This is a genomic window from Agrobacterium sp. SUL3 (genome assembly GCF_001263295.1).
GTDB classification, from domain to species: domain Bacteria; phylum Pseudomonadota; class Alphaproteobacteria; order Rhizobiales; family Rhizobiaceae; genus Agrobacterium; species Agrobacterium tomkonis.
The window spans coordinates 325880-351659 of sequence record NZ_KQ414505.1 but is presented as its reverse complement, the minus strand read 5'-3'; the positions used below and the strand labels follow the sequence as shown (position 1 = coordinate 351659).

Annotated in this window: 27 protein-coding genes; 18 read left to right on the top strand and 9 right to left on the bottom strand. The window is 57.6% G+C overall.

Annotated elements, in window-relative coordinates; translation table 11 throughout:
• The first annotated feature begins 12 nt into the window (after positions 1-12).
• The 9 genes from AKG12_RS16105 (at position 13) to rfbA (ending at position 8276) form a co-directional block, all read left to right on the top strand.
• Positions 13-1470, top strand: a complete 1458-nt coding sequence (locus tag AKG12_RS16105; RefSeq protein WP_052819613.1) for a flippase — start codon at positions 13-15, stop codon at positions 1468-1470.
• Between the two features lie 162 nt (positions 1471-1632).
• Positions 1633-2502 (top strand): glycosyltransferase family 2 protein, encoded by an 870-nt coding sequence (locus AKG12_RS16100; RefSeq protein WP_156316064.1) that lies wholly within the window; start codon positions 1633-1635, stop codon positions 2500-2502.
• A gap of 34 nt (positions 2503-2536) precedes the next feature.
• Positions 2537-2851 carry a hypothetical protein gene (locus tag AKG12_RS30285; RefSeq protein WP_156316063.1) on the top strand — a complete coding sequence of 105 codons (315 nt, stop codon included), beginning with the start codon at positions 2537-2539 and terminating at the stop codon, positions 2849-2851.
• A gap of 77 nt (positions 2852-2928) precedes the next feature.
• Positions 2929-3873, top strand: a complete 945-nt coding sequence (locus AKG12_RS16095; protein WP_052819611.1) for a glycosyltransferase family 4 protein — start codon at positions 2929-2931, stop codon at positions 3871-3873.
• Positions 3874-3901: 28 nt separating this feature from the next.
• Positions 3902-4792 (top strand): glycosyltransferase family 2 protein, encoded by an 891-nt coding sequence (locus tag AKG12_RS16090; protein WP_046800016.1) that lies wholly within the window; start codon positions 3902-3904, stop codon positions 4790-4792.
• A 29-nt stretch (positions 4793-4821) separates the two neighbouring features.
• Complete coding sequence (gene rfbC, locus AKG12_RS16085) at positions 4822-5409, top strand: dTDP-4-dehydrorhamnose 3,5-epimerase (RefSeq protein WP_052819610.1); 588 nt, start codon at positions 4822-4824, stop codon at positions 5407-5409.
• Positions 5410-5414: 5 nt separating this feature from the next.
• On the top strand, positions 5415-6482 hold the full coding sequence (gene rfbB / locus AKG12_RS16080; RefSeq protein ID WP_052819609.1) for a dTDP-glucose 4,6-dehydratase: 1068 nt from the start codon (positions 5415-5417) through the stop codon (positions 6480-6482).
• Positions 6479-7378 carry a dTDP-4-dehydrorhamnose reductase gene (rfbD, locus tag AKG12_RS16075; protein ID WP_046799786.1) on the top strand — a complete coding sequence of 300 codons (900 nt, stop codon included), beginning with the start codon at positions 6479-6481 and terminating at the stop codon, positions 7376-7378. Before rfbB ends, rfbD begins: the two co-directional genes overlap by 4 nt.
• Positions 7379-7412: 34 nt before the next feature.
• Positions 7413-8276, top strand: coding sequence for a glucose-1-phosphate thymidylyltransferase RfbA (gene rfbA / locus AKG12_RS16070; protein ID WP_046799787.1), 864 nt, complete (start codon positions 7413-7415; stop codon positions 8274-8276).
• 135 nt (positions 8277-8411) lie between these two features.
• On the opposite strand, the gene greA is transcribed toward rfbA, so the two are convergent.
• Entirely contained in the window at positions 8412-8894 is a 483-nt protein-coding gene (greA, locus tag AKG12_RS16065) for a transcription elongation factor GreA (protein ID WP_052819695.1), read from the bottom strand.
• A gap of 215 nt (positions 8895-9109) precedes the next feature.
• Here greA and eglC point away from each other — a divergent pair, with 215 nt between their 5' ends.
• Positions 9110-10507 carry an endo-1,3-1,4-beta-glycanase EglC gene (eglC, locus tag AKG12_RS16060; RefSeq protein WP_052819607.1) on the top strand — a complete coding sequence of 466 codons (1398 nt, stop codon included), beginning with the start codon at positions 9110-9112 and terminating at the stop codon, positions 10505-10507.
• Between the two features lie 78 nt (positions 10508-10585).
• Here eglC and AKG12_RS16055 read toward each other — a convergent pair whose 3' ends face one another.
• The 6 genes from AKG12_RS16055 to AKG12_RS16030 all read right to left on the bottom strand — a co-directional run bounded on the left by AKG12_RS16055 (position 10586) and on the right by AKG12_RS16030 (position 16814).
• Entirely contained in the window at positions 10586-11500 is a 915-nt protein-coding gene (locus AKG12_RS16055; protein ID WP_052819605.1) for a TIM barrel protein, read from the bottom strand.
• A gap of 33 nt (positions 11501-11533) precedes the next feature.
• Positions 11534-12250 carry a glycerophosphodiester phosphodiesterase family protein gene (locus AKG12_RS16050; RefSeq protein ID WP_052819603.1) on the bottom strand — a complete coding sequence of 239 codons (717 nt, stop codon included), beginning with the start codon at positions 12248-12250 and terminating at the stop codon, positions 11534-11536.
• An 11-nt stretch (positions 12251-12261) separates the two neighbouring features.
• Positions 12262-13374, bottom strand: coding sequence for an ABC transporter ATP-binding protein (locus tag AKG12_RS16045; protein ID WP_052819601.1), 1113 nt, complete (start codon positions 13372-13374; stop codon positions 12262-12264).
• A 5-nt stretch (positions 13375-13379) separates the two neighbouring features.
• On the bottom strand, positions 13380-14462 hold the full coding sequence (locus AKG12_RS16040; protein ID WP_052819599.1) for a carbohydrate ABC transporter permease: 1083 nt from the start codon (positions 14460-14462) through the stop codon (positions 13380-13382).
• Positions 14462-15373, bottom strand: a complete 912-nt coding sequence (locus AKG12_RS16035; protein WP_046799793.1) for a carbohydrate ABC transporter permease — start codon at positions 15371-15373, stop codon at positions 14462-14464. The genes AKG12_RS16040 and AKG12_RS16035 overlap by 1 nt, the downstream gene beginning before the upstream one ends.
• Positions 15374-15440: 67 nt before the next feature.
• Complete coding sequence (locus AKG12_RS16030; RefSeq protein WP_052819596.1) at positions 15441-16814, bottom strand: ABC transporter substrate-binding protein; 1374 nt, start codon at positions 16812-16814, stop codon at positions 15441-15443.
• 163 nt (positions 16815-16977) lie between these two features.
• Between AKG12_RS16030 and AKG12_RS16025 the strand changes: the two genes are divergently transcribed.
• Positions 16978-18117: an ROK family transcriptional regulator gene (locus tag AKG12_RS16025; protein WP_052819594.1), complete on the top strand. Its 1140-nt coding sequence runs from the start codon at positions 16978-16980 to the stop codon at positions 18115-18117.
• Positions 18118-18145: 28 nt separating this feature from the next.
• Here AKG12_RS16025 and AKG12_RS16020 read toward each other — a convergent pair whose 3' ends face one another.
• Complete coding sequence (locus AKG12_RS16020; RefSeq protein WP_225341538.1) at positions 18146-18469, bottom strand: hypothetical protein; 324 nt, start codon at positions 18467-18469, stop codon at positions 18146-18148.
• A gap of 181 nt (positions 18470-18650) precedes the next feature.
• Positions 18651-19142, bottom strand: coding sequence for a hypothetical protein (locus AKG12_RS16015; RefSeq protein ID WP_046799796.1), 492 nt, complete (start codon positions 19140-19142; stop codon positions 18651-18653).
• 172 nt (positions 19143-19314) lie between these two features.
• Between AKG12_RS16015 and AKG12_RS16010 the strand changes: the two genes are divergently transcribed.
• The 7 genes from AKG12_RS16010 to AKG12_RS15980 all read left to right on the top strand — a co-directional run bounded on the left by AKG12_RS16010 (position 19315) and on the right by AKG12_RS15980 (position 25692).
• A complete protein-coding gene (locus AKG12_RS16010; protein ID WP_052819592.1) occupies positions 19315-21267 on the top strand; it encodes a BTAD domain-containing putative transcriptional regulator in 1953 nt (650 codons plus the stop codon).
• An 8-nt stretch (positions 21268-21275) separates the two neighbouring features.
• A complete protein-coding gene (locus AKG12_RS16005) occupies positions 21276-21704 on the top strand; it encodes a hypothetical protein (protein WP_046799798.1) in 429 nt (142 codons plus the stop codon).
• 16 nt (positions 21705-21720) lie between these two features.
• Complete coding sequence (locus AKG12_RS16000; RefSeq protein WP_285277749.1) at positions 21721-22935, top strand: YcaO-like family protein; 1215 nt, start codon at positions 21721-21723, stop codon at positions 22933-22935.
• Positions 22932-23645, top strand: coding sequence for a TfuA-like protein (locus AKG12_RS15995; RefSeq protein ID WP_052819590.1), 714 nt, complete (start codon positions 22932-22934; stop codon positions 23643-23645). The genes AKG12_RS16000 and AKG12_RS15995 overlap by 4 nt, the downstream gene beginning before the upstream one ends.
• A 2-nt stretch (positions 23646-23647) precedes the next feature.
• Entirely contained in the window at positions 23648-24787 is a 1140-nt protein-coding gene (locus tag AKG12_RS15990; RefSeq protein WP_082178881.1) for a hypothetical protein, read from the top strand.
• A 139-nt stretch (positions 24788-24926) separates the two neighbouring features.
• A complete protein-coding gene (locus AKG12_RS15985) occupies positions 24927-25364 on the top strand; it encodes a helix-turn-helix domain-containing protein (RefSeq protein WP_046799801.1) in 438 nt (145 codons plus the stop codon).
• Positions 25365-25458: 94 nt separating this feature from the next.
• Complete coding sequence (locus tag AKG12_RS15980; protein WP_046799802.1) at positions 25459-25692, top strand: hypothetical protein; 234 nt, start codon at positions 25459-25461, stop codon at positions 25690-25692.
• The last annotated feature ends 88 nt before the right edge of the window (positions 25693-25780 follow it).

Genomic DNA, 25780 nt, shown 5'->3' with positions numbered 1-25780 from the left:
CTCGGAGGGACCATGAGCTCAAGACTGATATTTGGCCTTTCAGCCAACCTGGCAGGCGGCCTCGTGCCGATGGCGGTGACGTTGATCGTCACACCATTTTACCTTCATTTGGTCGGCCTGGAGCGTTTCGGCGTATTATCTCTCATTTGGCTGCTGCTCGGATATCTCGGCATCTTTGACTTTGGTTTCGGGCGAACCGTAGCGAGTGCGGTCGCTCGCGAAAGTGACGAGCACCGACGGGCGGATTTTTTTTGGACCGGCCTTGCACTTAGCACCCTTGGCGGACTAGCGGGTGCATTTCTCGCTTATTGCATCAGCCGTTTCTTCTTCGACCGCATCTTTTCCGTGAGCGCTGACTTAAGTGGCGAAATTGGAACGGCACTCCTGACACTTGTGGCTATTTTGCCATTCGTGACCATTTCCTCGGTGCTGACTGGATACCTTCAGGGACGGGAACAATTCGGAAAACTCAATATCGCCCAGTCGGCAGGCACAATTTTGTTTCAGACTGCTCCGCTTCTGGCGGGGTGGCTGGTTTCGGTCGAACTTCCGTGGCTCGCGGTGGGCGCTCTTCTGGGAAGGGTCGGAGGCGTTATTCTGCTCTTTGCTTACTGCCTGTCATTGTCAAAAGAAGCGCGAGTGCCGCGTTTTAGTATCTCCGATGTCCGCCCCATGCTCAGCTTCGGCGGCTGGACGATGGTCTCCGGCGTCATGAACCAGCTTATGCTAACCATGGACCGGTTTGTTATCGGTGCAGTTTCCTCCCTGCACGCGGTTGCCATATATAGCTTGCCGTATAATGTAATCATTCGGGTCACGCTCATCCCATATAGCTGGTTCTCGGTATTATTCCCGCGCTTCGCCGCAGCCAAACACGATGAAGAAGCTCGGCAGATACTTGAATTCGGAAGTCGTGTGATGTTTCTTACCATCACCCCGATTACCGTCTGCGGCTTAATCTTTCTTAAGCCTTTTCTGGACCTTTGGGTTGGCAGAGAAATAGCTGACCAGGCCGTCCCTCCGGGCACCATACTCATGGCTGGGTTCTGGTTCTACGCAATGACATTCATGCCCCTCGCATTCTTCCAGTCACGCGGCAAGGCTCACGTGCCGACCCTTGCATATGCGATCGAGTTTGTTGTTTTCGTTCCACTTCTATACTTCGCCGTTGCCAAGGCTGGCGTAATTGGCGCTGCTGGCGCGTGGGTTTTTCGCACCATGCTCGACGGGATCATTCTTTACTGGGCTGCAAATAGAGTGACGGTCTACTGGAAGAATTTCACCCTCGCCATGCCCTGTCTTTTACCAGTTTCACTGTTTGAGTTACTGGGACGCGATCTGGAATATTACAACGCCCTGAAATCCTTCCTTCTGTTCGGATCGCTTGTTTATATCGCGTTTTGTCTCCTGCCCTCCGAACGTGGGATGGTCGTGCAGTTCATAAGATCGGTAAGGCGGAAGGCTCTTTGATTAAGGCACTTCGTAATTAAACATATTTCAAAATTTTCATGCACTGCAAAACTTCACCTTGCGATAGCGAAATGAATTGATAGACTACGGCTAAATTCATATCTGCCTGCTTTTTTTACTTTTATCTTTTTTAGAAAAATACATTGTTTGATAGGGTTACTTTTGAACATTTCACTTGTGACGTCCACAATGCATCGCCCTCGACAAATCGGCGAGCTTTTGGAATCCCTAAAAATCCAGTCGGTACCAGCAACTCAGATCATTGTCGTTGATCAAAGTTCTGATGACGGTACCGAGGAGGTCGTGAAGCGCTTTGAAGGCAGTCTTCCGGTTCTTTATATCCGGGACAGCCGCAAAGGGCTTTCTCGCGGCCGCAATCTAGGGCTTGAACACGTTACCGGCGATATCGTCGCCTTTCCAGACGACGACTGCATCTATCTGACGGATACCTTAAAACGGGTAAGCTCCGCATTCCTCGATGACGGCGACCTAGGTGTCTACACGGGCATGAGCATCACTCCTGCCGGCGTGCCTTCGCAAGGCCGTTGGGGGATGGTGCCGCATGTCATCAATCGCTTCAATATCTGGACCAGCCAAACCTCCTACACAACGTTCTACCGCGTGCCGACCCTCAAAAAAGCAGGCCGGTTCAACGAAGATCTTGGCGTTGGTTCTGGCACGGTATGGGGTGCTGGCGAAGAAACGGAACTATTGCTACGCGCACTGCGCGACGGTGCAAAGGGTTTTTATGATCCGGGTCTGCGCATCATGCATCCCGAACCGCTGGCGATTTTTGACGACGTCGCGATGAAACGTGGGCGCCTTTATAACCGAGGCTTTGGGCGAGTAATGCGCATGGAGGCGTATCCGCTCTGGTTCATCACCTATATGGCGGGCCGTCCGCTCATTGGCGCCATGGCCGCCCTCGCCAAAGGACAGCTGGGGCAAGCGCGTTATCGTGCCAGCGCGTTTCGCGAGCGCCTGCGCGGCTGGGCCGACGATCCTAACCGGCAAACACAGCGTAATCACTAACTCTCGAAAACGGCTCTAACGGGATGGTATTGGTTTGACCACATTACAGCCCAAACATTTCATTGCCATGATTGCGGACACCGTGTTGTCGGCAAGAGAGCCGTTTGGCTGCGCGAAAGTGATTGGGGCCGCACCGTCCCTGTTAAGTGGTCGCTATGCCGGATGGAGCGCATCTGTTGTTCCACAACAGAAAACAGCCCCCGGTCTGCGGGTAGATTCTTCCGATGGCTTTCCTGAAATCGATCATTCGACGGTCAACTACGCTTGCCATGAAGCAAACCTCCATCAGCACAGCAGCTCAGGCGCGCGCGCCAGGGCAACAACCAAGGAACCCTTAACGTGCGTCTGAGAAGTGGTGACACATATGCGCCCACCACGACTGTTTTTGCAGACCGGCGGTGGCCTGAAGAAACGGGCATCGGAAAGGTGCAGACCGAAATTGAGGCACGGCTTCCGGCCGACCTGCGCATAGTCGATGTTAAGGTGCGCGGACAGATAGGTTCGCCCTTGTCGCCGCTCTCTATCAGTCACTCGCTTGCCGGACGTGGCGGCAAAGGCGTGTTTTTCAGCGCGGGCTTCGTACCACCGCTAGTTACTAAACTTCCATCGGTGGTCGTTGTGCACGATCTCACCCATCGCCGTTTCTACGGCAAAACCAAGCGCGCTTATTATGACCTGATCTATAGGCCGCTGTACCGACGCTGCGCGGCAGTTATTTGTGTTTCGGAATATACAAGACAGGAGTTCATGGACTGGTCTGGAATGCCTTCAGACAAAGTCCATCTTGTCTATAATGGCACTGAACAGATGTTCCGCGAAGACGGGCTGAGACACAGCCCCGGCTACCCTTACATCTTCTACGGCGGCAATCACCGCAGCTACAAGAACCTGGACAGGCTCGTGCGAGCCTATGCAACCTCCAGCCTGCCCGGCCGGGGAATAAGACTGGTTCTGACCGGAAACCCCAATAATGAGCTTCAGGCGCTGGCCACCGAGCTTGGCATCGACCGGAATTTGATTTTCACGGGCCGACTGCCATCCGAGCAGATCCCTTCACTCTACAGAGGGGCACTCGCAGTCGCCTATGTCTCGCTGTTCGAGGGCTTCGGACTTCCAATCGTCGAGGCATATGCGTGTGGGGTACCGGTCATAACCTCAGATGTTTCGGCCATGCCGGAAGTCGCAGGCGGGGGCGCGCTTCTGGTGGATCCACAGTCCGTGGAAGAGATCAGGGAAGGGCTTGATCGGATCACCTCTGACGAAGCCTTCCGGCAACACCTTATCACGAGCGGCCGCAAGAGACGGGAAGATTTCGATTGGGGCGTATCGGCTCGACACCTTTGGGAAATAGTGAAGGGGGCTGCCATCTAGGCGGTAATTCGGAAACATGGTGAATATTATGGCCAAACGACAGAGACTTCACGTCATCCTTGTCAATTTCCGTACGCCAGAATTGACGATCCGCAGCGTCGGTTCGATACGGGAACGGGGTATCGCCAAGGCTGAAAATATTACTGTCGTCGAGAATTGCTCGGGCGACGATTCAATGCGCCTGATGCAAACCGCCATGCCGGATATCGAGATCAAGGCATCACTGGTCAATGGCGGTTTCGGTGCCGGTGTTAATTTTGGTGCTGCGGGAATAGACGCGGACTATTTGCTGATACTCAATCCCGACACCTATTTCGAGATGGATAGCGTAACACCTGTACTTGATCACATGGACGCCATGCCGGACATCGGAATTGCGGGTCTGGATTTGATCAATCCCGATGGTAGTCGGCAATACGGCGCCCGACGCTTCTACTCGGTACTGGACATCGCTACCCGACGCTTCGGTCAACTTCGTCCATTGATGAAGAGCCGTATAAATCGCCATCTCATGCTCGACGAAACCGATAGAGGCGAACCATTCAATGCTGAATGGGTGATGGGTACGGGTTTCATCATAAGGCGCGACCTGTTTAATCGGCTCGGCGGCATGGAGGAAAACTACTTCCTCTATATGGAGGACGTAGACCTGTGCGCACGCACCTGGATGAGCGGCCGTCGTGTGGTCTATTTCCCAGGCCTTCCACTTGTCCATGATCACCAGCGCCAAAGCGCAGCAAGCCCGTTAAGTTTCGCCGGCCGAGCACATATCCGCAGCCTATTGTTGTTTGCGCGGCGCTTCCATTTGCCACTGTTTCGCTCTCCCGGAATTGCAAACATCATCAGCAGCGGCCGCAAAAAACGGTGGTCGGAAGAACCGCCGACTAACGTGTTTACAACGACGTCTATTGATCTCTGAAGTCGATAGAACAAGCGGAAGATGGAAAAATGCAGTTTGAAAGACTGGATATACCTGACGTGATTTTGATCACGCCGAAGAAGTTCGGGGATGAGCGCGGATACTTTATGGAGTCTTTCCGGAAGAGCCTGTTCGAGGAAGCCGTCGGAAATTTTGACTTCGTTCAGGACAATCAATCCCTGTCAGCGGACGCAGGTACGATCCGTGGACTCCATTTCCAGCTGGAACCCAAAGCGCAGGGTAAACTGGTCTCCTGCGTCACTGGCGCCATCCTTGATGTAGCGGTCGATATCCGCACCGGATCTCCTACCTACGGACACCACGTGACGGCCGAACTTACCCCCGACAATGGGCAAATGCTCTGGGTTCCGGCAGGCTTCGCGCATGGCTTTTGCACGCTCGAGGCGAATACCAAAGTCAGTTACAAGGTCACAGAATATTATAGTCCCGAACATGATCGCGGTCTCGCATATGACGACCCCGAGATCGGCATAAACTGGCCGATCGCCAGCGGCAAAGCGGTCTTGTCAGCCAAAGACCGCCGCCAGCCTACACTGGCGGAGCTTGGCGCCGTGTTCACCTATTCACAGAGTTCTATCGGTTCATTGGAAGGGTAGCCCATATGCGTGTTCTGGTAACCGGGGGTGCCGGCTTCATAGGTTCTGCTGTTATTCGTCACCTGGTGCTCGACAAAGGCTACGAGGTTCTAACGGTCGACAAGCTTACCTATGCGGGTACACTGGCCTCTCTTCAGAAGATTATCGATCACCCCAGACACCATTTTTTGAAAGCGGATATATGCGACAGTTCGGCGATCCTTGATGCGTTCGAAAGCTTCCGTCCGCAGCGTGTCATGCACCTTGCCGCTGAAAGCCACGTGGATCGCTCAATCACCGGCGCGCGCGATTTTGTCGAGACCAATGTGTTGGGCACATTCAATATGCTCGAGCATGCACGTCGTTTTTGGTCGAGCCTGAAGGCCGACGAGAAAGAACCATTCAGATTTCTGCACGTCTCCACCGACGAAGTCTACGGCTCGCTCGGACAGGAAGGTCTTTTCACGGAGGAGACCCCCTACGATCCGAGTTCGCCTTACTCGGCATCCAAGGCCTCTTCCGATCATCTGGCGAAAGCCTGGGCCCGGACCTATGGTCTGCCGGTCATCGTCTCCAACTGCTCCAACAACTACGGCCCGTACCATTTCCCGGAAAAACTCATCCCACTCGTGATCCTCAACGCCCTGGCGGGAAAGGCGCTGCCAATATACGGGACTGGCGCCAATATTCGGGACTGGCTCTATGTCGAGGACCACGCCCGGGCGCTTGATCTCATCTCCGAGAAAGGCCGCATAGGCGAGACCTATAATGTGGGCGGTCGAAACGAGAGACGCAACATTGATGTCGTCGAGCGAATTTGTGCGTTGATGGACGAGTTTAATCCATCAGGTGCGCCACATGCACGGCTGATAACTTATGTGACCGACCGCCCCGGTCACGACGCTCGTTATGCCATCGACGCCACCAAGCTCGAAGTCGAGCTTGGATGGACGGCGCAAGAGAATTTCGACACCGGCATCGAAAAGACCGTCAAATGGTACCTGGACAATCAGTGGTGGTGGGAGCCGCTGAGACAAGATTACTCTGGAACACGGCTCGGATTGATTGAACAGCAGATCAAGGTCGCGTCATGAGCCAGCGGCTGCTTGTGACTGGAATACACGGACAGATCGCAATGGCGCTGGCTGAACGCGCTGTGCTCAACGGATCTTTCGAGATTGTCGCCCTTGGTCGCCCTCAACTTGACCTAGCCGATCCTTCAACGGTGGGTGCAGCGATCGAAATGGCATCGCCAGACATTATCGTATCGGCGGCAGCGCATACTGCGGTTGATCAGGCAGAATCGGAAGAGGAACTTGCCACACGCATCAACAGTCTCTCAGCAGGAGAGATTGCAAAGGCCGCCCATCGGCTTGGCGTGCCAGTCATCCAGATTTCCACCGACTATGTTTTTGACGGCCAAAAGAGCACGCCGTATTTGGAAGACGATCCCGTCGCTCCAGTCGGGGTTTATGGACGCTCCAAGCTTGCTGGAGAAATAGCGGTTCGCGCCGCAACAGACGAGCATGTGATCCTTCGCACTGCCTGGGTTTACAGCCCATTCGGCAAAAATTTTCTGAAGACGATGTTACGGCTGGCGGAAACGCGCGAAAACCTTTCAGTTGTCGACGATCAGATCGGTAATCCGACCTCAGCTCTCGATATCGCCGATGGCATACTCACAGTGGCCTCCAATCTTCTATCGGATCAATCACGCAGGCTCCGCGGCACTTTCCACATGAGTGGATCCGGTGCAGCAAGCTGGGCTGACTTTGCCGAAGAGATTTTTTCCCACGCCCGCTTGCAAAACGGTCCGTTTGCGACAGTGACGAGGATCGCAACAAGCGACTATCCCACGCCTGCAAAACGTCCGGCGAACTCGCGGCTCGATTGCTCGCGATTGCGGGATCTGCACGGCATCGTTTTACCCAATTGGCAAAGTTCGACCGCTCAGATTGTCGAACGGTTGATCGCCGAATTGCGAGCATAAGTCACCTTATCAAGACAAACGGAGAAAGCACGGCATGAAGGGCATCATACTTGCGGGCGGAAGCGGAACACGATTGCATCCGATGACTTCGGTCCTCTCGAAGCAACTCATGCCGATCTACGATAAACCGATGATTTTTTATCCGCTGTCGACGCTAATGTTGGCCGGCATCCAGGACATATTGATAATCTCGACACCCCGCGACCTGCCCAACTTCCAGGCGCTTCTGGGGGACGGTTCACGCCTCGGGATTTCATTGACCTACGCCGCGCAGCCGACGCCCGACGGCCTTGCCCAAGCCTTCGTTATCGGCGCCGATTTCATAGGCTCCTCGCCCTCATGTCTCATTCTGGGTGATAACATCTTCTACGGCCATGGTATAAGCGACGTGATCAAGGATGCGGCCTATCGCCTGGACGGAGCAACAGTGTTCGCCTACCAGGTTAACGATCCAGATCGATATGGCGTCGTTGAGTTTGATAGCTCCATGAAGGCAATTTCGATCGAGGAAAAGCCTGCCGTACCGAAATCCAACTGGGCGGTAACCGGGCTCTACTTTTACGACAATGACGTCATCGACATCGCGGCTAACCTGAAGCCGTCGGCGCGAGGCGAATTGGAGATCACCGACGTGAACCGTGAATATCTTGACCGTGGAAAGCTCAATGTCGAACTTATGGGCCGCGGTTACGCCTGGCTCGATACCGGAACACCCGATAGTCTTCTGGAAGCCAGTGAATTCGTAGCGACACTCGAACGCCGTCAGGGCTTCAAAATCTGCTGCCCAGAAGAAATTGCCTATCGCATGGGCTTCATAACTGAAGATCAAACGCGAAAACTCGCGGAGGGCTACGGAAAGAGCAGTTACGGTCGCTATCTTTCCAAACTGCTTGGCTAGAGCATTTCCAGGAAGAGTGCGTAGCGGCTGTACGCCCAGAAAATACGCGAAACAAATCTGGAGCGCGTCCGACGTTTCACCGTAACTGGATGCGCTCTAAGCTGTTTATGTGTCTACGTTTCCGGATACAAAGCACTATGCCACGTCGATGATTTCAATTTCCTTCCCACCCAAACTGACCAGATCACCGGCCGCTTTACCCATCAACGCCCGGGCGACGGGGGAAACATAAGACATCGATCCCGCAGCGGGATCGGCCTCGTCTTCACCGACAATCCGGAATTGTTGCGTCCGTCCGTCATCGCGGCTGAAGGTTACCAGGCTGCCAAAGGCGACGATGCCGTCCGCAGGCGGGTGCGGCATGAGTTGGGCGGTGCGGAGACGCTCCGCGAAATACCTGATATCGCGCAGGGGGCTGGCGGAAACCCGCCTTCTTTCATTGACGTCCTCAATGGCGTTGGCCGCTTCGCAAGCTTCACGCGCGGCGTGCAGTTGCAGTTCCAGCGCTTTCAGTCCGGCCTCGGTCACCAGATTGGGATGTGGCGAAATCACCCGATCGGGCAGAACCGTCTCGGCTGCTGTTTCGGCACTGTCTTCCTTGGTAAAGGCTACACTCAATCCTGGCACTCCAATGTCGTTGAAATGCCGCTTGGACATCTCTCTCCAGTCCAGTTTTGCCATTGCTCCCCGCGACGGAGCAAGAGCGCAACCGTAAGAAACCCGCATAGAGGGAACATACCCCTCATTTCTGGCTCTAACGGGAGGCTTTTTGCCCTGCTAGGTTGTCTTGCAGGAGGAGTGAGGACACCAACGCTAACGAACAGGAGACGGCAATGGCCCGGACAGTAGTGAATGCGCTTGGGGATACGCTCTATTATAGCGACAGTTCCACCGGATTTTTCTCCGCCACGGGTTCCGGCCCACTGCTCACCGGCACCGGCGGTAACGATTCCATGTGGGGCGATAGTTCCGTCAATGTGACGATGGCGGGCGGCACGGGCGATGATATCTATTATCTCTATTCCAGCATCAACCGCGCTGTGGAAAATGCCGGGGAAGGCATCGATACGATCGATACCTGGATGAGCTACACCCTGCCCGACAATTTTGAGAATCTCAGGGTGACGGGTGATGGCCGTTACGCTTTCGGAAACGCGCTCGATAACATCATCACCGGTGGATCGGGCAGCCAGACGATCGATGGCGGAGCTGGCAATGATGTTCTGATCGGCGGCGGTGGAGCCGACACTTTCGTCTTCACAAGCGGCAACGGCACCGATCTCATCATGGATTTCAGCGCCAACGATACGATCCGGCTTAACGGTTACGGCATCACATCCTTCGATCAGCTCGTCAACAATGCCACGCAGCAAGGCAGCGATCTGTGGCTGAATTTTTCGAATGGCGAAGCCGTCGTTCTTGCCGGAACGACCATCGACGACCTTCAGGCGAACCAGTTCGAACTCAGTCTCGACCGGTCATCCCTGACCCAGACCTTTGCCGATGAATTCGATGCACTGTCACTGCGTAGCGGCGATCAGGGAACCTGGGATGCCAAATATTGGTGGGCTCCGGAAAAGGGAAGTTCCCTGACGACGAATGGCGAGGCGCAATGGTATATCAACCCTGCCTATGCCGGCACGTCAGAGGTCAACCCGTTCAGCGTCGAAAACGGCGTGCTCACCATCACCGCTGCGGAAACGGCACAATCAGTCGCCGATGAAGTCGAGGGTTATGATTATACCTCCGGCATGCTGAACACCTATTCCTCCTTCAGCCAGACCTATGGATATTTCGAAATCCGCGCCGATATGCCGACCGACCGCGGCGCATGGCCAGCCTTCTGGCTTCTGCCGGAGGACGGATCCTGGCCGCCGGAACTCGATGTCATTGAAATGCGCGGCCAGAATCCCAACACGCTGATCATGTCCACCCATTCGAACGCCACCGGTGAACAGACATCGGTCGTCAACAATGTCAGCGTGCCGAGCACGGAAGGGTTTCACACCTACGGCGTGTTGTGGGATGCCGAACATATCACCTGGTATTTCGACGATGTCGCGGTGGCGCAGACGGATACGCCTGATGATATGCACGACCCCATGTATATGGTCGTCAATCTTGCCGTCGGCGGCATGGCGGGAACGCCGTCAGCCAATGATTTCAGCGACGGCTCACAGATGATGATCGATTATATCAGGGCCTATTCACTTTCAGACTGGGCCGCCTGACAAAAACGCCGGCAGTCGCGTCCAGAACTGCCGGCGTTTAGACATCAGCCTGCAGAGGCTGCGTCTTTTTCAGGTTCTTTATTCAGCCGCAAGCTGCGTGCCTACAGCGTTCAGCGACATCAGATGCTGCGCCGTTTTGAGGCTTGCGGGCTGCTCGGCCCGGTAACGGCGGCTGATTTCCATCATCAGCACCGTACCCGGCAGGAAGGTGAGCTCCGAGAAGATGCTCGCCCACTCAATATCACCCCAGCCGAGCGGCATGTGGAGGTCGCCGATACCGAGCGCTGTATTTTCCTGTGTGAAATAGGCCTCGTAGAAGCCCTGCGGCCGGCCGAAGGAATCGTGCACATGCAGGTGGCCGGCGACCGGAGCCATGGCGCGAAGCTGCTCGCGGAAATCGAGACCACGATAGGTGGATTCGAGATAGGCATGGCTGAAATCGATCAGCGCCACGAGATTATCGTGACCCACGGCCTTAACGGTCGCCGCCACTTCGGCCGGCGTCTGGCGATATTGCCCCGGTTCGGTGGTGAAGATGTTCTCCAGTGCAACGCGCACGCCATTGGGCTTGCAGAATTCCGCAAGTTCGAAAAGCGCTTCCCGCTCACGGCTGTCGGCATCGGCCCGCTCGGCAATCTGGTCGGCACGCAACGCACCACCATGCTGAACCAGGATGCCCGCGCCGATACGGTTACAAAGGACAGCGAGCGCCTTGGCGGCATCGATCTGGTAACGGCACGTCACCGGGTCCATGAAATTGGACGAAACCAGGCCATGCACGGTGTAACGAAAATCGAACTGCTTTGCGAGCGCCACGAAACGGTCGGCGCGCTCCTCGATGATGCGGCCGCCCGCAATCAGATCGAGGCTCGTCACGGCGATTTCAACGGTATCGCAGCCAATATCCGCAAGTGCGCGCAGATCACTTTCAAGCGTGGCCAGTTCACCGTCGTCGGAGCCGGCGTTGAAACCGGTACCAATAAGATTGCTCATGTCATCATCTCCAGGGATAGAAATTATGCAAGTTCACGCCGCCGCACGGGCGCAGCGCGCCGTATCGAACAAATCCGGTCTGTCGATATTGACGTAGTCTACCCCGGCCAATGCAATCTCATTATGAAGGTCGACGTCATCCCCGCCATAATAAACCATGACTTCGAGACCGGCCTTGCGGCACGCCGCGACAAGCCCCGGCCGCCGCATCTGCTCCGGCGTGATCTCTATGATCGAGGCATGGTGCACGGCCGCCGCCAGCGAGGGAGACTTGGCGATATCGAGCAACATCATCTTGCGGAATTCAGGCGCGGCTGCCTGCAGGCCCCGGCGCATATCCTCCGAAAATGAAAAGAAGAAAGTATCGCGCACCATGCCGAGATCCCGTACCAGCGCGGCAACCTTGACGGGATCGCAATATTTCAGCTCGACATAAACACCGCAGCGGCCTCGCAAATGGCGCAGATAGGCATCGAGACGCGGCACGACCGCCCCTTTGAAACCTTCCCCGAACCAGCTGCCCGCATCCAGCGCATCGATCTCGCCCGACAGGGCATGGCCGATCGGCCCCTTACCATCGGTGGTACGGTCCAGCGTTTCGTCGTGGAAGACATAGAGCACCCCATCCGCACTCTCGCGCACGTCAAGCTCGATATAGTCCGCGCCCTGCTGCAGGGCGAGATCGGCGGCGGCAAAGGTATTTTCGGGCGCGAACTTGTTGGCGCCGCGATGGGAGACGATTTTGGGCATGGAATTTCCTGTCAATTTACGGGCTCCGGCTCTCGCGCCGGAATGGTCGAATTGTGAGAAAGATCGGCGTGCAGCCCGGCAATGCGATTGCCGGTAGCATCAAAAACGAGGGTGAGGCCTGATCTGCAGCTGATGCCGACCCGATCACCCGGCGCGTGCTTTATCGTCTCGCCATATTCCAGCGCGTGGATCACGCCCGCGGACGTGTCGATCGTGTAGAACACCTCACGCCCCATCGGCTCGACGGTGGTGACCGGCCCTTCCAGCCGCGCTTCGGCGGATTTGACGAGCGTAATATCCTCCGGGCGCAAACCGAAAGTGATCTCGCCGTCGCAACGGGCATTGATGTCGAACCTGGCGTCGCCAATCTGCAACTGCTCGCCTTTCGCCTGCCCCTTCAGCAGATTCATCGGGGGAGTACCGATAAAACCGGCGATGAACAGATTGTCGGGCCGGCGATAGAGATCATCGGGCGTGCCGATCTGGGCGATAGAGCCGTTGTTCATGCAGATGATCCTGTCCGCCATGGTGATCGCTTCGATCTGGTCATGGGTGACGATCAGCGTCGTGATGCCAAGACGCTTCTGAATGTTTTTCAGCTCGGCGCGCATGGCGATGCGCAGGGTGGCGTCGAGATTGGAGAGCGGCTCGTCTAGAAGCAGGATATTCGGCTCCTTGACCAGCGCCCGGGCCAGCGCGACACGCTGCTGCTGACCGCCGGAAAGCTGCGAAGGCCGCCGGTCGAGCAGCGCGCTGATCTGCACCAGGCTCGCAGCCTCTTCCACCCGCCGCGCCACGTCCTCGCGCGGCACATTCTTGAAACGCAGCGGAAAGGCGATGTTCTGCCGTACCGTCAGGTTGGGATAAAGCGCATAGGACTGAAAGACGATGCCGACATTGCGGTCGCGTGCGTCGATGCGGTTGACATTGTGGCCGTCGAAGGCGATCTCACCGCCGCTCGGCGCGTAAAGCCCGGCCAGCAGGAAAAGTGTGGTCGATTTTCCGCATCCGGAAGGACCGAGAACGGCGACGAATTCACCATCTTCGATGGAGACCGTCATCGGTTGCAGAACCCGGGTGTCGCCCCAGCTTTTGGTGACTTTGTCGAGAGTGATCCTGGCCATGGTGATTATCCTTTGATCCCGCCGATATTCATCTGGGTGATGTATTTCTGCGTGAAGACGTAAATGATCAGCACGGGCAGCAGATAAACGACGCCAACGGCGGCGATCATGCCGAAGTTCACGCCCACGCTGTCCTGTGCCACGAAGAAGAGATAAAGGCTCATCGTCATCTGGCTTTTTTCGATGAGCAGGGTCTGGACGAAGACATATTCCTCCCAGCCACGCAGAAAGGTGAAGGTGGCGACCGCGATCAGCCCGCCTCTCACCTGCGGCAGAACCACCATGCGGAAGGCCTGAAAGCGGGTCGCGCCATCGGTGACGGCGCTCATTTCGATGTCCCAGGGGACATTGTCGAAGAAGCCCTTGAGAACGAAGATGGCGAAGGGCAGCTCCAGCGCGCTCATGACCAGAACGACGCCGAAGAGATTGTTGAGCAGGCCCATGTAATGCAACTGCACGAAGATCGCGACGGTGAGCGCCAGCGCCGGAAAGGCATGCAGGAGCAGAAGCCCGCGCAGGACGTTTTCACGCCCGGCGAAGCTGAAGCGCGACAGGGCATAGGCGGCGGGCGTGGCGACCAGCGCGACGATCAGGGTCTGGGAAGCGGCAAACAGCAGCGAACTCTGCAGGGCCGTCCAGACGGATGGCATCAGCGCGATGCGCGTGCTGCCGGTTTTCTCGATATCGCGGCTCCACAGAAAGCTGTAGTTCTCGATGGTCAGATGCGGCAGAACCAGAACGAAAACCAGTGTCGCCACCACGGCGGCGAGCGCCAGCCAGAGCAGCATGGGATTGCGCAGGCGAGTGGAAAAAAGCGCAACCGCAACCGCCCCGCAATAGGCAAGAGCCGCGATTGCGCCGCTGCGCCACAGCACAAGCCGGCTGAGATTGTCGTCTGAGGTCGTGAACGACTTCACCACCAGCCACAGATAGGGCAGGAGAACAGGGGCCGAAACCACGGTCAGGAACACGAGGATGACAGGCAGAAAGCTGGCGCGATGGGCAAGGCCGCGCCTTTCAAGCCGCGTCCAGTCCGGCTGCAGACCAAGGGCGCGCCCGGCATGGGTTTGGGTATCGGCGAGCGTCATCACAGCACCTCGATTTTAGGGGGAGCAAAGGTCGAGCGCATATTGGTGAGGCGCCATTGAACCAGCGTCACCGCGACGCCGATGGCCATCAGGCCGAGCGCGAGCGCGGCGCCATAGGCATAAGCACCGTTTTCGAAGGCGCGACGGTAGATATAAAGCGCATAGGTGGTGCTGTCGTAGACCGGGCCGCCGCCGGTGATCAGCAGAATATATTCGTAGGTCGTCATCAGTGAGAGCGCCTGATAAAGCGTGACAAAACGGATCGGCGCGGAGAGAGCCGGTGCAACGACATGGCGAAGCACGCCCCACTCACTGGCGCCGTCGATGCGCGCGGCATTGGCAAGGTGCGACGGTATGGAGCGGATGGACGACGTCAGGATGACCATGGCGAAGGACGCACCGACGACGCCGTTCGCCACCACCACCAGAATAAGCGGAAAGTCGTTGCGCAGGTTGAGCACGGGTGCGCCGAGCGCGCCAAGGAACTGGTTGAGCAGTCCGGAAGATGTGGGATCGGCGATCCAGATCCAGAGCACGCCGTAGAGCACGGCCGGACTCATGCGCGGCAGAAGCCACAGGCCGCGAAAGAAGTTGCCAAGCCGGTCCGGCATCGCCGTCGTCGTAACGGCCAGAAGCGCACCGAGGCTGATATTGAAGATGAACAGCGTCGCTCCGACATAGATGAGCGTCGTCAACAGCACGATCGGCAGGCGTATGTCGCGCTGGACCATACGCTGGAAATTCTCGGCCGTGAATTTGCCGATCTTCAGATTGGCGCCCATATCGGTGAATGCGATCACCAGATTGACGACGATCGGGGCCAGAAAGAAAAGGCCGAGCAGAAGAAGAGCCGGCGCCAGATAAAAGATCGGCCGGGCCGGGCGGCGTGCCCTGAGCTGAAATTGGGACATCACAATATACCGGTGAGAGCGCAAAAGTGCCGCCCGGCAAGGCCGGGCGGCGTGGCCGAGGGCAAACTCAGTTGCTTGCGGTTTCGCGGATTTCGACGTCCGCGCCGAATTGCAGTTCCAGTTCGTCGGCGATGAAATCGACCGCCTGGGCCGCCGTCATCTTGCCGGTTTCGACCGCCTGCAGACCGCTGAACAGCACCTTGTTATAGCTGCTGAACTTGGTGTGGTTGGGCACGAACTTCGCGAATTTCATCATCGGCGAGGCGGCGGAGAGTGCCCAGTTATCCTTGTACTTCGGCATCGCCGTCTGGGCGTTGCTGATAGCCGTGTGATAAGAGGTCACGGCGTGTTCGTTGTTGAAATAGGGCAATGTCGCGAGCGCCACGAGATCGGCCGCTATATCGGGATTGGTGCCCTTCGGGTTGAGGGTATAGAGCAGCGGATGCGACAGGTTGGCCGGCTTACCGCCCTTTTCGGCGGCCGGAGCGGCGATCCAGCCGATCTTGTTGAAATATCCCTTGCCGTCGGTCGGCCAGGTCGCGCCGTTCTTTTCACCCACCTGCCAGGCAACCGCCCAGACGCCCTGATGGAAGATGAAGGACTTTTCCGTTTTGAAGGCGGTCTGGATCGCTTCCCAGCTCATGGCCGTATTGTCGACCGGGGTGACGCCCTGCTTGGCATTGCGCTCGTACCAGCCGAGCGCCTTGACCATCTCGGCCTTGGGGAACAAGAGCTTGCCGGTCTTTTCATCCATGAACTTCACGCCATAGGACTGGAACACCATCAGGTAGTCGATGCCGACATTCGGACGGTGCAGCATGCCGTATTGCGCAACCTTGCCGTCCACCACTTCCTTCGACAGCGCCGTCAGATCGTCGAGCGTGAATTCACCGGCGTCGACCTTGGCCGGCAGGCCCTCGATGAAAGCCTCATCCTTGCCGATCTTGCGCAGCATGTCCTTGTTGTAGAAGAACATGCGGATTTCCGCATCCTGCGGAACGCCGTAAATCTTGCCGTCCGTCGCCCTGGCGGAATCCCACAGAACCGGCAGGATATCGCCATAGACCCACGGCGTGGCGGCGATCTTGCCTTCCATCGGCATGGCGTAACCGTCCTGCGCGAACTGGCCGATCCACTCATGCGGCAGAACGTAGATATCCGGCCCCTGGCCGACAGAAAACGCCTTCAGCGTATCGAGTGCCAGGGCGTCCCAGCCCTGAACGCTGCTGTTGTTGACGTCGATGACAATGCGCTTGTCGATGCCTGCGGCCTTGAACTGCGCGTTCATGATGCCGGCGGCGGCTTCGATGTTGGTGACGCGGCCAGGTCCATTCTTGTCGGCGAGCGTCCAGAGTTTGATTTTGATGTCTTCGGCAAAGGCAACAGCCGGCAAAAGCGTGCCGAGAGCGACTGTCGCCATCAAAGAAAGAGACTTGAACATGTGAACTATTCCCGTTGAAACTTTTTACTTAATTAACTTGCTTAATTAACAGCCTTATGACAGTTTTCTTCGTGAACCATTTCCGATGAAAACATCATTTAATTAAGTTGCTTAATTTACATCTTCATGACAATTCCGTGGGTGGAGTCTGGAGAGCGAAACTTTGACTGAGCGACGAAACGGCGGACTTACGGGCATCGGCACGACGCAGGGCGCGCTTCTGGGTTACATCAGGCGCAAGGGTTCGGCCTCGCGGGTCGAGCTTGCCGATCATTGCAACATAACGCCGGCCGCCGTCAGCATGATGACGCGCAATCTGCTCGAGCGTGGAATCATCGTGGAGGGCGCGCGACGGCAGGAGGGGCGCGGCGCGCCCCATATCGATCTGCTGCTCAAGAAAAACGTCGGTTATGCCCTTGGCGTGCACGCCAATTGTTATCTGGTGATGTTGACGCTCCTGAATTTCGGCGGCGAGATCGTCGGCGAATTGCGGCTGCGCGGCTCCTATCGTGCATTTTCCGATGTGCAGAAGGCGCTTCAGGAAGGATCCGAGGAACTACTGGCAAAAAACGCGATCGACAGGAAGGACCTGATCGGCGCCGTGATTGCCATGCCGACCCGCTTTCACAGAGAGGCCGCGTCGCTCGATCTGGCCGAAGAGGTGATTTCCTGGGCAGATTCGGACCTTTCCGCCATGCTGCGCGAAGCCTTGCCCTGCCAGGTGATCATCGAAAACGACGCCAACGCCGCCGCCATGGGCGAACTCACGCTCGGCAACACGGCCGGGCATGAAAATTTTGCCTATATCTACCTGTCCGAAGGCATTGGCGGCGGCGTCATCATCAAGAACGAGCTTTATCGCGGTTATCTCGGCAATGCCGGCGAGATCGGTGCCTTGCGCAACCGCAACGTTTCGCGACCCTCCTTCGAAGATCTGGCTGCATGGTGCCTCAAGCATGTGGGCGAAAAACCCGCAGGGCGCGCGCCCGATGTCTGGACGGATTATCTGTCGCGCAATCCGGCCGTGCTTGATGCATGGCTTGAGCGGGCAGGCCCGGAGGTCGCCAGCCTTGGCTTCGCCGTCAGCGCCGTACTTGCACCCACCGCCATCTATGTAGGCGGCACATTACCGAGGATCGTGCGTGAAAAACTGGTGGACTGGCTGGATTTCAAACGCTCCGACCCGTTCAACGGCTCGAAGGTGATACAGCCGCAGATCCTGCTGCCTGAAGTGATCGCGACAGACCCCGTTGCTTTCGGCGCGGCGGCGATGATCCTCCACGGCGTCAGCGAAACGGGCTGACGCCCCGGACCTTCCGGGTTGTCGTGCCCTAACCGAGATTGGTCACCATGAAATAGATCAGCCAGCAATGTGCGATCGCCAATGCCGCCCAGGCCCATTTTGCGACCTTGATATCGGCGTCGACGACGGTATTGCTGATCTCGCCCCCGCCAAGAGCCTCTTCCCCAACCCGATCCTCCCGCGTCAGAGACGTGGAAGAAGCCTTGGAATCCGGCTCGCTGACAATATAAAGCCTGTCGCTGCGCATCAAAGCACGCGGCTCGGCATCGACGCTTTCCGTATGGGAAAGTGCGCCCTGACGGGAGACGCCGTTCACCGCAGGAAGCTGCGATGACACCCGCCTGTTACGCATGTTACCTCGATTGGGCATCATAATTTTCCACATAATAAAAATAAAAATATTCACCGGTAAGACCGGATAAAGCCGTGGCTTTTCCGGGCATGTCAGAAAGAGCGGCAGCTCACGCCCCGCCTATCGACCAGGTATTCCCCCATGTCCCTGCGTCTCCCCGGACACAAAGACGCCCTTGCATTCAGCGTGCCGGACTTCCCGGCAGATCACGCCTGACCGCGTAAGGCTTGGCCTCCCGCTGGATCAGGAAGACGGATTTCTCGACCGGCAGCGGCTCGACCGTCCGGTACCGTTGAAACCGCCTGGAATATTCGAACCGGATCAGCCTGCCTTCGAACTTCCCGGCCAGAACACGATAGCCGTTGACGAATTCGTTCAGGATTTCCAGTTCCTCTCCCCACAGCCAGCCACCGTAAGAGGTGCCTTCGTTCGAACGCAGCACGATCTCGAAAAAATGCCCGCCCGCCACAACCGGCATGCGGAAAAGAATATCGAGATTATCCTCGTCCTCATCGTCGCATTTTTCAGCCGATAACCTGGCATGGGCAACCTTTGCATGAACCAGCGCCGAGACCGGATAGAACGGGCGCCCCTTGAACCACATGAACTCGCTGACCGCATATCCGACATCGTCGGCACGCTGGTAAGGTTCAATACGCGGCTCGAACGCCATGTAGCTTCCGTTAAACGCTATCACTTTCGAAAATTCCCGATGCCTGCCCGCTGCATATTCGCTGCTTTCAGCCCGTCCTTCATGCTTCTGCCTGCGACAATAGGCAGGCCGCGTCACACCAGCGTCAAATGGAGCGCTATGATGACTTTCAATTTCCCGGACACGTTGTTAGATGGTGATTCATGAGGGGACGAAAGTGGCTGGGAACGCTGAACTGATACCGATCCGGCTTTTTGGCACCCCGCGCTGTGATGCGGTGCGGGAAGCATTTTTCCCGTCCAAGGGTTTTGCGCTCATCGCAGCCCTCATTCTTGCGCCCAACCAGTCGCTTTCCCGCCAGCACGCCGCATCGCTCCTGTGGGAAAATGTCGAGCAGAAACGCGCACTCGGCAATTTACGACAGCTGATTCTGCGCCTTCAGAAGCTGCCCAATGAAGACGAGTCCATCCTTCTGACCGAAGGGAACGATCTGAAGGCGGGAAAGCTGGCGCAGCGGACCGACCTTGCGATCTTTCTTGTCGGCGCGAGAGCCGAAGACCCGATGCGGCGGCTGCAGGCCCTGCTCGAATTTAGCGGCGACCTGCTGGATGGGCTGGATGCCGGGCAGGATCATCTGTACCTCTGGCTGTTGTCGGAACGCCGTCGTCTCAAGGACCTGTTCTTCTCAAGCTACACGCAGCTTCTGGAGGAGCTGACCCGTTTCGGCCGCGCCAGCTCCAACGATATCGCGAGACTTGCCGAATGCGCGTGCAAGATCGAACCGGAACGCGAGGAAACCTACCGCGCCGCCATGGCCGCCTATGCGCGGATCGGAAATATCAGCGCCTGCGAGGGCATGTTCGCGCTGTTGCAGGAGCAGCTGCGTCAGGAGGCACGCTCGCCGGAAGCCGAGACCGTGGCGCTGAGACGCCGGATACAGAGCCTCGCCTCAACGATAACCACCCCCGCCGAGCCTGACGAAGCCAGCCGGCGAAAAACCACCACGAAACCGCGCGTCGCCTTCGGCCTGCCGGCCCGGGTGGACGGGCTGCCGGCATCGCCGGTCATGCACGCCTTTATCGAGGATGTCGCCAACAGCCTGGTGCGCTACCGGACCTTTACCGTCCTTTCACCACACAGCACCTTTGCGCTCTCGCGGGACCGGGCCGATGATGGTTACGCCATGCTGCGGGCCGACTACCGGATCATGTCGTCGGTTTTCGACGATACCGGCATGTCAGTGGCGCTGATCGAGGAGGCGACCGGCGAAAACGTCTGGTCGCTGGAAGTGGTTCTCACCGAGCGGCACATCCACACCGCATTTCGCCTGCTCTCCAAACAGGTGGCTGCGGCGCTTGCCCGCGAGATCGAGCGGCTACAGGTGGAACCCGACCGGAACCATAGCGGCGAGGCCTACCGGCAATTGCTGGAGGGCCAACAGCTCCTGCGCGGCAAATGCGACCTGCCGCTTCTGCGCAGAGCCCGCTCCATGTTCCGCAGAGCCGTCGATCTCGATCACGGCATGGCCGTCGCCCGCGCCCGGGTGGCGCAGAGCCTGCAGCTGGAATGGCTGATGCTGGGCGGCAACGACCCTCACCTGCTGCACCGCGCCAAGGCGGAGGCCGACGCTTCCGTGGAGATCGACCCTGCCCTCGGCGTTGGTCACTGGATGTGCGCCGTGGTGGCGCTCTACCAGCGGGATTTCGACATATCCGCCGAAAAATTCTTCGAGGCAGAGGCGCTTGCTCCCAACTCCGCCGACCTCCTGCTCCAGCATGCCGATGCACTCGCCCACTTTGGCGATGCCGAAACCGCCTGGGAGAAGTTCCAGCAGGCGATCGATCTCAACCCGCTCGCACCCGATATCTACTGGTGGGCCGGCGCCAGCATCGCCTTCAAGCGCGAGGATTATGGCGCGGCGGTGGAATTATGCGCGCGAATGGAAAATGACGAGCCGGCCCTGCGGGTTTTGACCGCAAGCCACGCGCTGCATGGCGATTTGGCCGCTGCCCGGGAAACCGGCGGCAGGCTTCAGGAAAACTATCCGGGTATGTCGGCGAGGGAGATCAGCAGCCTTTCTCCAGACCGTGACCCGATAGCGAATGAAAAATTCTATCACGCACTTCGATTAGCTGGGATCAAATAGGAGATATTATGTCCTCGCATTTCTTCATTGTCGGAAAAAAGGGCTTCGGCGTTCTTTTCATTCGCACGACGCCGCTCAGGGTTGCGTCCGTATCGCATGAGACGATCGCGGCCTATGAAGCCAGCCACCCCGGCGTGGACGGCTATGCACGCGTCGCGGCTGCGGCAAAGGCCATGCTCGTTCGCCAGGACGGCCAGCCCGAGGCTGAGCTGGACCAGGTCCAGATCCAGGGCATCGAAGCCCTCGTCGCCGGTGGCGCCGTGGTTTCCGAAGCCGATTTCGCCTTTATCGGTGAAGTGACCGACGCCGGCTGGGATTTCAACCGCATGGTGCAGGCGCCAATCGGCGCGGCGCTGAAGGCTGTCGGTCCGGCAGGTTCGGTCACCGGCGAGCTGTTCGACGCCATCCTTGCCGACGACGCCAACTCTGCGCCCTGATCGCGGTTCCGCAGCCTTGACCGCTGCCGGTGCTCCCATATCAGCGACAGCGGCTTCAAGGCATGCAGACGCATCGTTCTTCGATCCCGAACTGCTCCGGCAGTTCGGGATTACCCGTATCGGTGACGTTACCGGTCTCGATATTATCGGCATACCCGTATGGTTTGCGGTGCGCCCCAATTCGCGCGGGCTTTCGGTTTCGCAGGGCAAAGGACTTGTTGCGGAACAGGCGCGGCTCTCGGCGATCATGGAAGCAATCGAGGGTGCCGTCGCTGAAGATACCCGCAAACATGTCTCCGCCTTCGGCTCTCTCGAGCAGATGCGGGCAAAAGGCGTTCCTCTCATTCCTTTCGAAACCGTCGGCCGCGTCGATCCGGAAAGGCTGGATCCTCAGCGCGAACGCGGCTGGGTGAAGGGAATATCCGTTCGCCAGCAGCAGGACGCATTTGCTCCTTACGAACTCATCGGAATGGATTTTCGCGCGGATTTCCCCTGGGATCGGCAGGCTTTCCTCATGAGTTCGCAAGGTCTCGCGGCGGGGTTTAATCATGACCATGCGGTTCTCCACGCCTTGCTCGAACTCGTTGAAAACGACGCCTGCTTTCTCGTCGATACTTTCGAAACCCGCACGATCGCGCCAGAGCCGGTCACATTTCCGGTCGGCATCGATGCGTCGTTCGACAGCCTTGTTGAACGCCTTTCAGACATTGACCTGACACCGTCCTTCTTCGACATGACCAATACACTCGGCGTGCCGGTGGTGATGGCAAGCCTTCCCCGCTCCGTTAACGCGCTGGACGGCCCCGCAACCCGCAATGCGGCGGGCGCCGCCTGCCGACCCGCAACCTATGACGCCGCTGTTGCAGCGCTGCTCGAAGCGATACAGTCGCGACTGACGGATATCAGCGGCGCGCGGGATGATCTCTCCCCGCTGCGTTACCAGCGGGACATGTTGACTGCGCCCGCTTTCGGGCGGCAACCGGTAGAACGGACGCCGGTGCAGCTTGATCTTGTAACGGATGACAGAGCTTTGCCGCCCTGGCGCCAGCTTGCCGAGCGCCTTTTCACCGCAGGAATCGAGGATATTTATGTCTTCCCACTGGAAACGGGTGTCCCGGGCCTCAATGTCGTGCGGGTTCTGGCGAGCGGCCTTACCCCGACCAGTGGAGGCCTGCAAAACATATCGCCGCGGGCGCTCGATCATTTCCTGAGCGCCGGAGGTCTTCGATGAAAACCGTGGTTTTTGCAGGCCCCTCCATCCACGGTGTCACTGGCGAAAAAATGTCAGGTCTCGATCTTCGCGGACCGGCGGCCTGCGGTGATATTTTCGATGCCGTGCAGCAGGGCGTCCGGACAATTGGTCTCATCGACGGCCTTTATGGGGACTGCGCCGCCGTCTGGCACAAGGAAATCCTGCATGCCCTGTCATCCGGCGTCACTATTCTCGGGGCCGCCAGCATGGGAGCGCTCCGGGCGACGGAATGTGCCGCCTTCGGCATGATCGGCATCGGCGAAATCTTCGCAGCCTATCGTGACGGACGACGGTTTTCCGACGCCGATGTGGCGGTCAGCCACGCGCCGGGTGAACTTGGCTATCGTCCACTGACGATCGCGCTGGTCGACGCCGAGGCAACGCTGGAAGCGTGCCGCGATAAAATCGCCACGGAAGAACACGATACTCTGCTGCAGGTTGCCCGACACCTGCATTTTAGCCGCAGAACATGGCGTGCCATTACCACTGAAGCCGGACTTGCTTCAGAAGTGGCAAATTTTCTGGCCAAAGAGGCCGTTTCCGTAAAAAGAAACGACGCGGTCGAACTTCTGGAGGCGCTCAATGCAGGGGACCTGCCGTCCCCGCCATCGCCATCATGGAAATTCCAGAACACGGTGTTTTTTCAGCAATTGGCGGCGCGGCGGATGACGGGAGAAAAGATGCCGTGACAATGTCCCGGTCTCCGTCTTTCGTAGCCGATTGTGGTGGACTGATTGACACGATCGCGTTCGCGCTTCCGGCATCGTTTTTTACCGATGATCACGACAGGCATCGCGTCTCGCCACTGCTTCCCATCGGAAACCTGCTTTCGGCTCTGCCCCACGAAATGATGGCGGCCATCATCATTGACCGGGACTGCATTCCATCGGCGCAGGACTGGCTCGAAAGGCTGGCTCCCCCCTGCGCCGCCGAGTTGCTGCCGCTTGATGAAAACAGCCGCATTTCGCATCCGTGGATACAGGATATGATCCATGTTCAGACCGATGAAAAAGGCGCTGCGACCGAACTGGTTTCGGCAGCGGGAAACGCCAGCGCCAGCGCGCTCGCCAAGCGTTTCGAGCTTGTAACGGCCGTTTCGGACGTCCTCTTGGATGGTGGCAACCAGCTGGTTGGCCCGGATTTTCGGCTGGTGGGCCATTCGAGCCTTAAGGACAGCAGTAGAACAGGAGTCGATGCCAACGCCGTAGAACTCTCGCAGCAATGGCAGAAGGTCGAGGCTCTGGACGGCAGACCAGTTCACAGTTTTGGATACCGGCCGGAAGACCTTGGTGTTACGGAGGCCACGCTCGATCTTTCTCCGGCAAGACCGGCCCCCATGGCGATGGCCTCCCGGAAAATGCACCAATGCGGTTTCCACGTTGACCAGTTCGTTTCGGTGACTGGTCTGAGACAGGATAACCGTCCGCTGCTCCTGGTCGCCGATCCGGTGGCGCATGCGGGATGCGGCAGCCGTGCAGCGACGGATCTGAAACAAAAACTCGACGCCTCGGTGCATTCGCTGATCCGGCAGGGTTTCGCGGTAAGGCGAAATCCCATTCCTGTTTCCCCGGCCATCGACAGCAACAAATGCATTCCGCGACTTTACAACAATGTCATTCTTGAAAATGTCGTACGATCAGGCCAAAAGCAGCCATTCGTCTGGTTGCCGCATTTCGGTGATGAGGAGGCGCTCGGGGAGTTCGACGAAGACAACAGGCAAATCTGGGCAGGGCTCGGTTTCGATCCCATCTGCGTGACCGGGTGGAGCCATCTTGCAAGCCGCAACGGGGCGTTGCGTTGCGCCACAAAGGTTATAAGCCGGGCTTCGTAGCGTGTTCCGTATCTGTAAAACCGCATTCTTTTGTCAATAAAGGTTCATATTACCCGTGGAAATTGTGTTGAATGTCTACCTTCAACAATATTAATTGATAATTATCCGATTTAAGACCCTCAACATGGAGGAATTTATTATGCAGCCCAAACTTCCCAGCCCGATCGACGTGCATGTCGGCACCCAGATCAGAATGCGGCGCAAGTCGCTCGGCATGAGCCAGAGCGCTCTGGCCGGCCGGCTCGGTATCACCTTTCAGCAGGTCCAGAAGTACGAAAAAGGTGCAAATCGCGTTGGTGCATCGCGTTTACAGGCCATCGCATCCGTTCTCGGTGTCGATGTCAGCTCGCTTTTCGCCAATGCCACGCCCGATGTCGGAAACGACAATCCGGCCATCGGCTCGATAAACGCCATGCAGTCCTTCGTCGCTTCGAATGAAGGATTTTCGCTCAATCAGGCCTTTTCGCGAATCAAGAGCGCAAGCATCCGCCGAAGCATTGTCGCCCTCGTGACATCGCTTGCAGCGACCGAAACGGCGGAAAATACGACCGCGCCAGAGAAGAAGAACGATGAGTAACGCAGGTGTGACGCTCGCGTGACGCTCGATATGGTCGAAAATGAATAACGCGGGATCAACGCGTTTTCATACTGTCGATTGTCGAGAGGGAAGCATGGCGGCGTCTACCACAGCAATACTTGAACAGGACAATGCAGACGAGATTCTGGCGCTTGGAAGGATGGTTTCATACCTTTGCCAGCGCTCGAAATCCATGGAACTGGGCATGTCGACCTATTTCCTGGAAATGGCATTGTTGTCGCTGGCTCAGGATATCAATCAGCACGGCCTGCCGCCTGCAGGCGCAGAGCTGAATTCCAGCGGTTTCGCACCGGCCGATCTGCATTGAGCAATTTCCTATCCGCAGCCGCATAGATGCGTAGCACGAAGCGTTCCCGCACCTTCCTCCAGCCGGGAACGCCTTGAAATGAATTGAC

What these genes read in the sequence shown, in the direction of transcription:
- AKG12_RS16105 (WP_052819613.1), top strand. Translation starts at nt 13, where the DNA reads ATGAGCTCAAGACTGATATTTGGCCTTTCAGCCAACCTGGCAGGCGGC.
- AKG12_RS16090 (WP_046800016.1), top strand. Translation starts at nt 3,902, where the DNA reads ATGGCCAAACGACAGAGACTTCACGTCATCCTTGTCAATTTCCGTACG.
- rfbC (WP_052819610.1), top strand. Translation starts at nt 4,822, where the DNA reads ATGCAGTTTGAAAGACTGGATATACCTGACGTGATTTTGATCACGCCG.
- rfbB (WP_052819609.1), top strand. Translation starts at nt 5,415, where the DNA reads ATGCGTGTTCTGGTAACCGGGGGTGCCGGCTTCATAGGTTCTGCTGTT.
- rfbD (WP_046799786.1), top strand. Translation starts at nt 6,479, where the DNA reads ATGAGCCAGCGGCTGCTTGTGACTGGAATACACGGACAGATCGCAATG.
- rfbA (WP_046799787.1), top strand. Translation starts at nt 7,413, where the DNA reads ATGAAGGGCATCATACTTGCGGGCGGAAGCGGAACACGATTGCATCCG.
- eglC (WP_052819607.1), top strand. Translation starts at nt 9,110, where the DNA reads ATGGCCCGGACAGTAGTGAATGCGCTTGGGGATACGCTCTATTATAGC.
- AKG12_RS16055 (WP_052819605.1), bottom strand. Translation starts at nt 11,500, where the DNA reads ATGAGCAATCTTATTGGTACCGGTTTCAACGCCGGCTCCGACGACGGT.
- AKG12_RS16050 (WP_052819603.1), bottom strand. Translation starts at nt 12,250, where the DNA reads ATGCCCAAAATCGTCTCCCATCGCGGCGCCAACAAGTTCGCGCCCGAA.
- AKG12_RS16045 (WP_052819601.1), bottom strand. Translation starts at nt 13,374, where the DNA reads ATGGCCAGGATCACTCTCGACAAAGTCACCAAAAGCTGGGGCGACACC.
- AKG12_RS16040 (WP_052819599.1), bottom strand. Translation starts at nt 14,462, where the DNA reads ATGACGCTCGCCGATACCCAAACCCATGCCGGGCGCGCCCTTGGTCTG.
- AKG12_RS16035 (WP_046799793.1), bottom strand. Translation starts at nt 15,373, where the DNA reads ATGTCCCAATTTCAGCTCAGGGCACGCCGCCCGGCCCGGCCGATCTTT.
- AKG12_RS16030 (WP_052819596.1), bottom strand. Translation starts at nt 16,814, where the DNA reads ATGTTCAAGTCTCTTTCTTTGATGGCGACAGTCGCTCTCGGCACGCTT.
- AKG12_RS16020 (WP_225341538.1), bottom strand. Translation starts at nt 18,469, where the DNA reads ATGCGTAACAGGCGGGTGTCATCGCAGCTTCCTGCGGTGAACGGCGTC.
- AKG12_RS16015 (WP_046799796.1), bottom strand. Translation starts at nt 19,142, where the DNA reads ATGGCGTTCGAGCCGCGTATTGAACCTTACCAGCGTGCCGACGATGTC.
- AKG12_RS16010 (WP_052819592.1), top strand. Translation starts at nt 19,315, where the DNA reads ATGGTGATTCATGAGGGGACGAAAGTGGCTGGGAACGCTGAACTGATA.
- AKG12_RS16005 (WP_046799798.1), top strand. Translation starts at nt 21,276, where the DNA reads ATGTCCTCGCATTTCTTCATTGTCGGAAAAAAGGGCTTCGGCGTTCTT.
- AKG12_RS15995 (WP_052819590.1), top strand. Translation starts at nt 22,932, where the DNA reads ATGAAAACCGTGGTTTTTGCAGGCCCCTCCATCCACGGTGTCACTGGC.
- AKG12_RS15990 (WP_082178881.1), top strand. Translation starts at nt 23,648, where the DNA reads ATGTCCCGGTCTCCGTCTTTCGTAGCCGATTGTGGTGGACTGATTGAC.
- AKG12_RS15985 (WP_046799801.1), top strand. Translation starts at nt 24,927, where the DNA reads ATGCAGCCCAAACTTCCCAGCCCGATCGACGTGCATGTCGGCACCCAG.
- AKG12_RS15980 (WP_046799802.1), top strand. Translation starts at nt 25,459, where the DNA reads ATGGCGGCGTCTACCACAGCAATACTTGAACAGGACAATGCAGACGAG.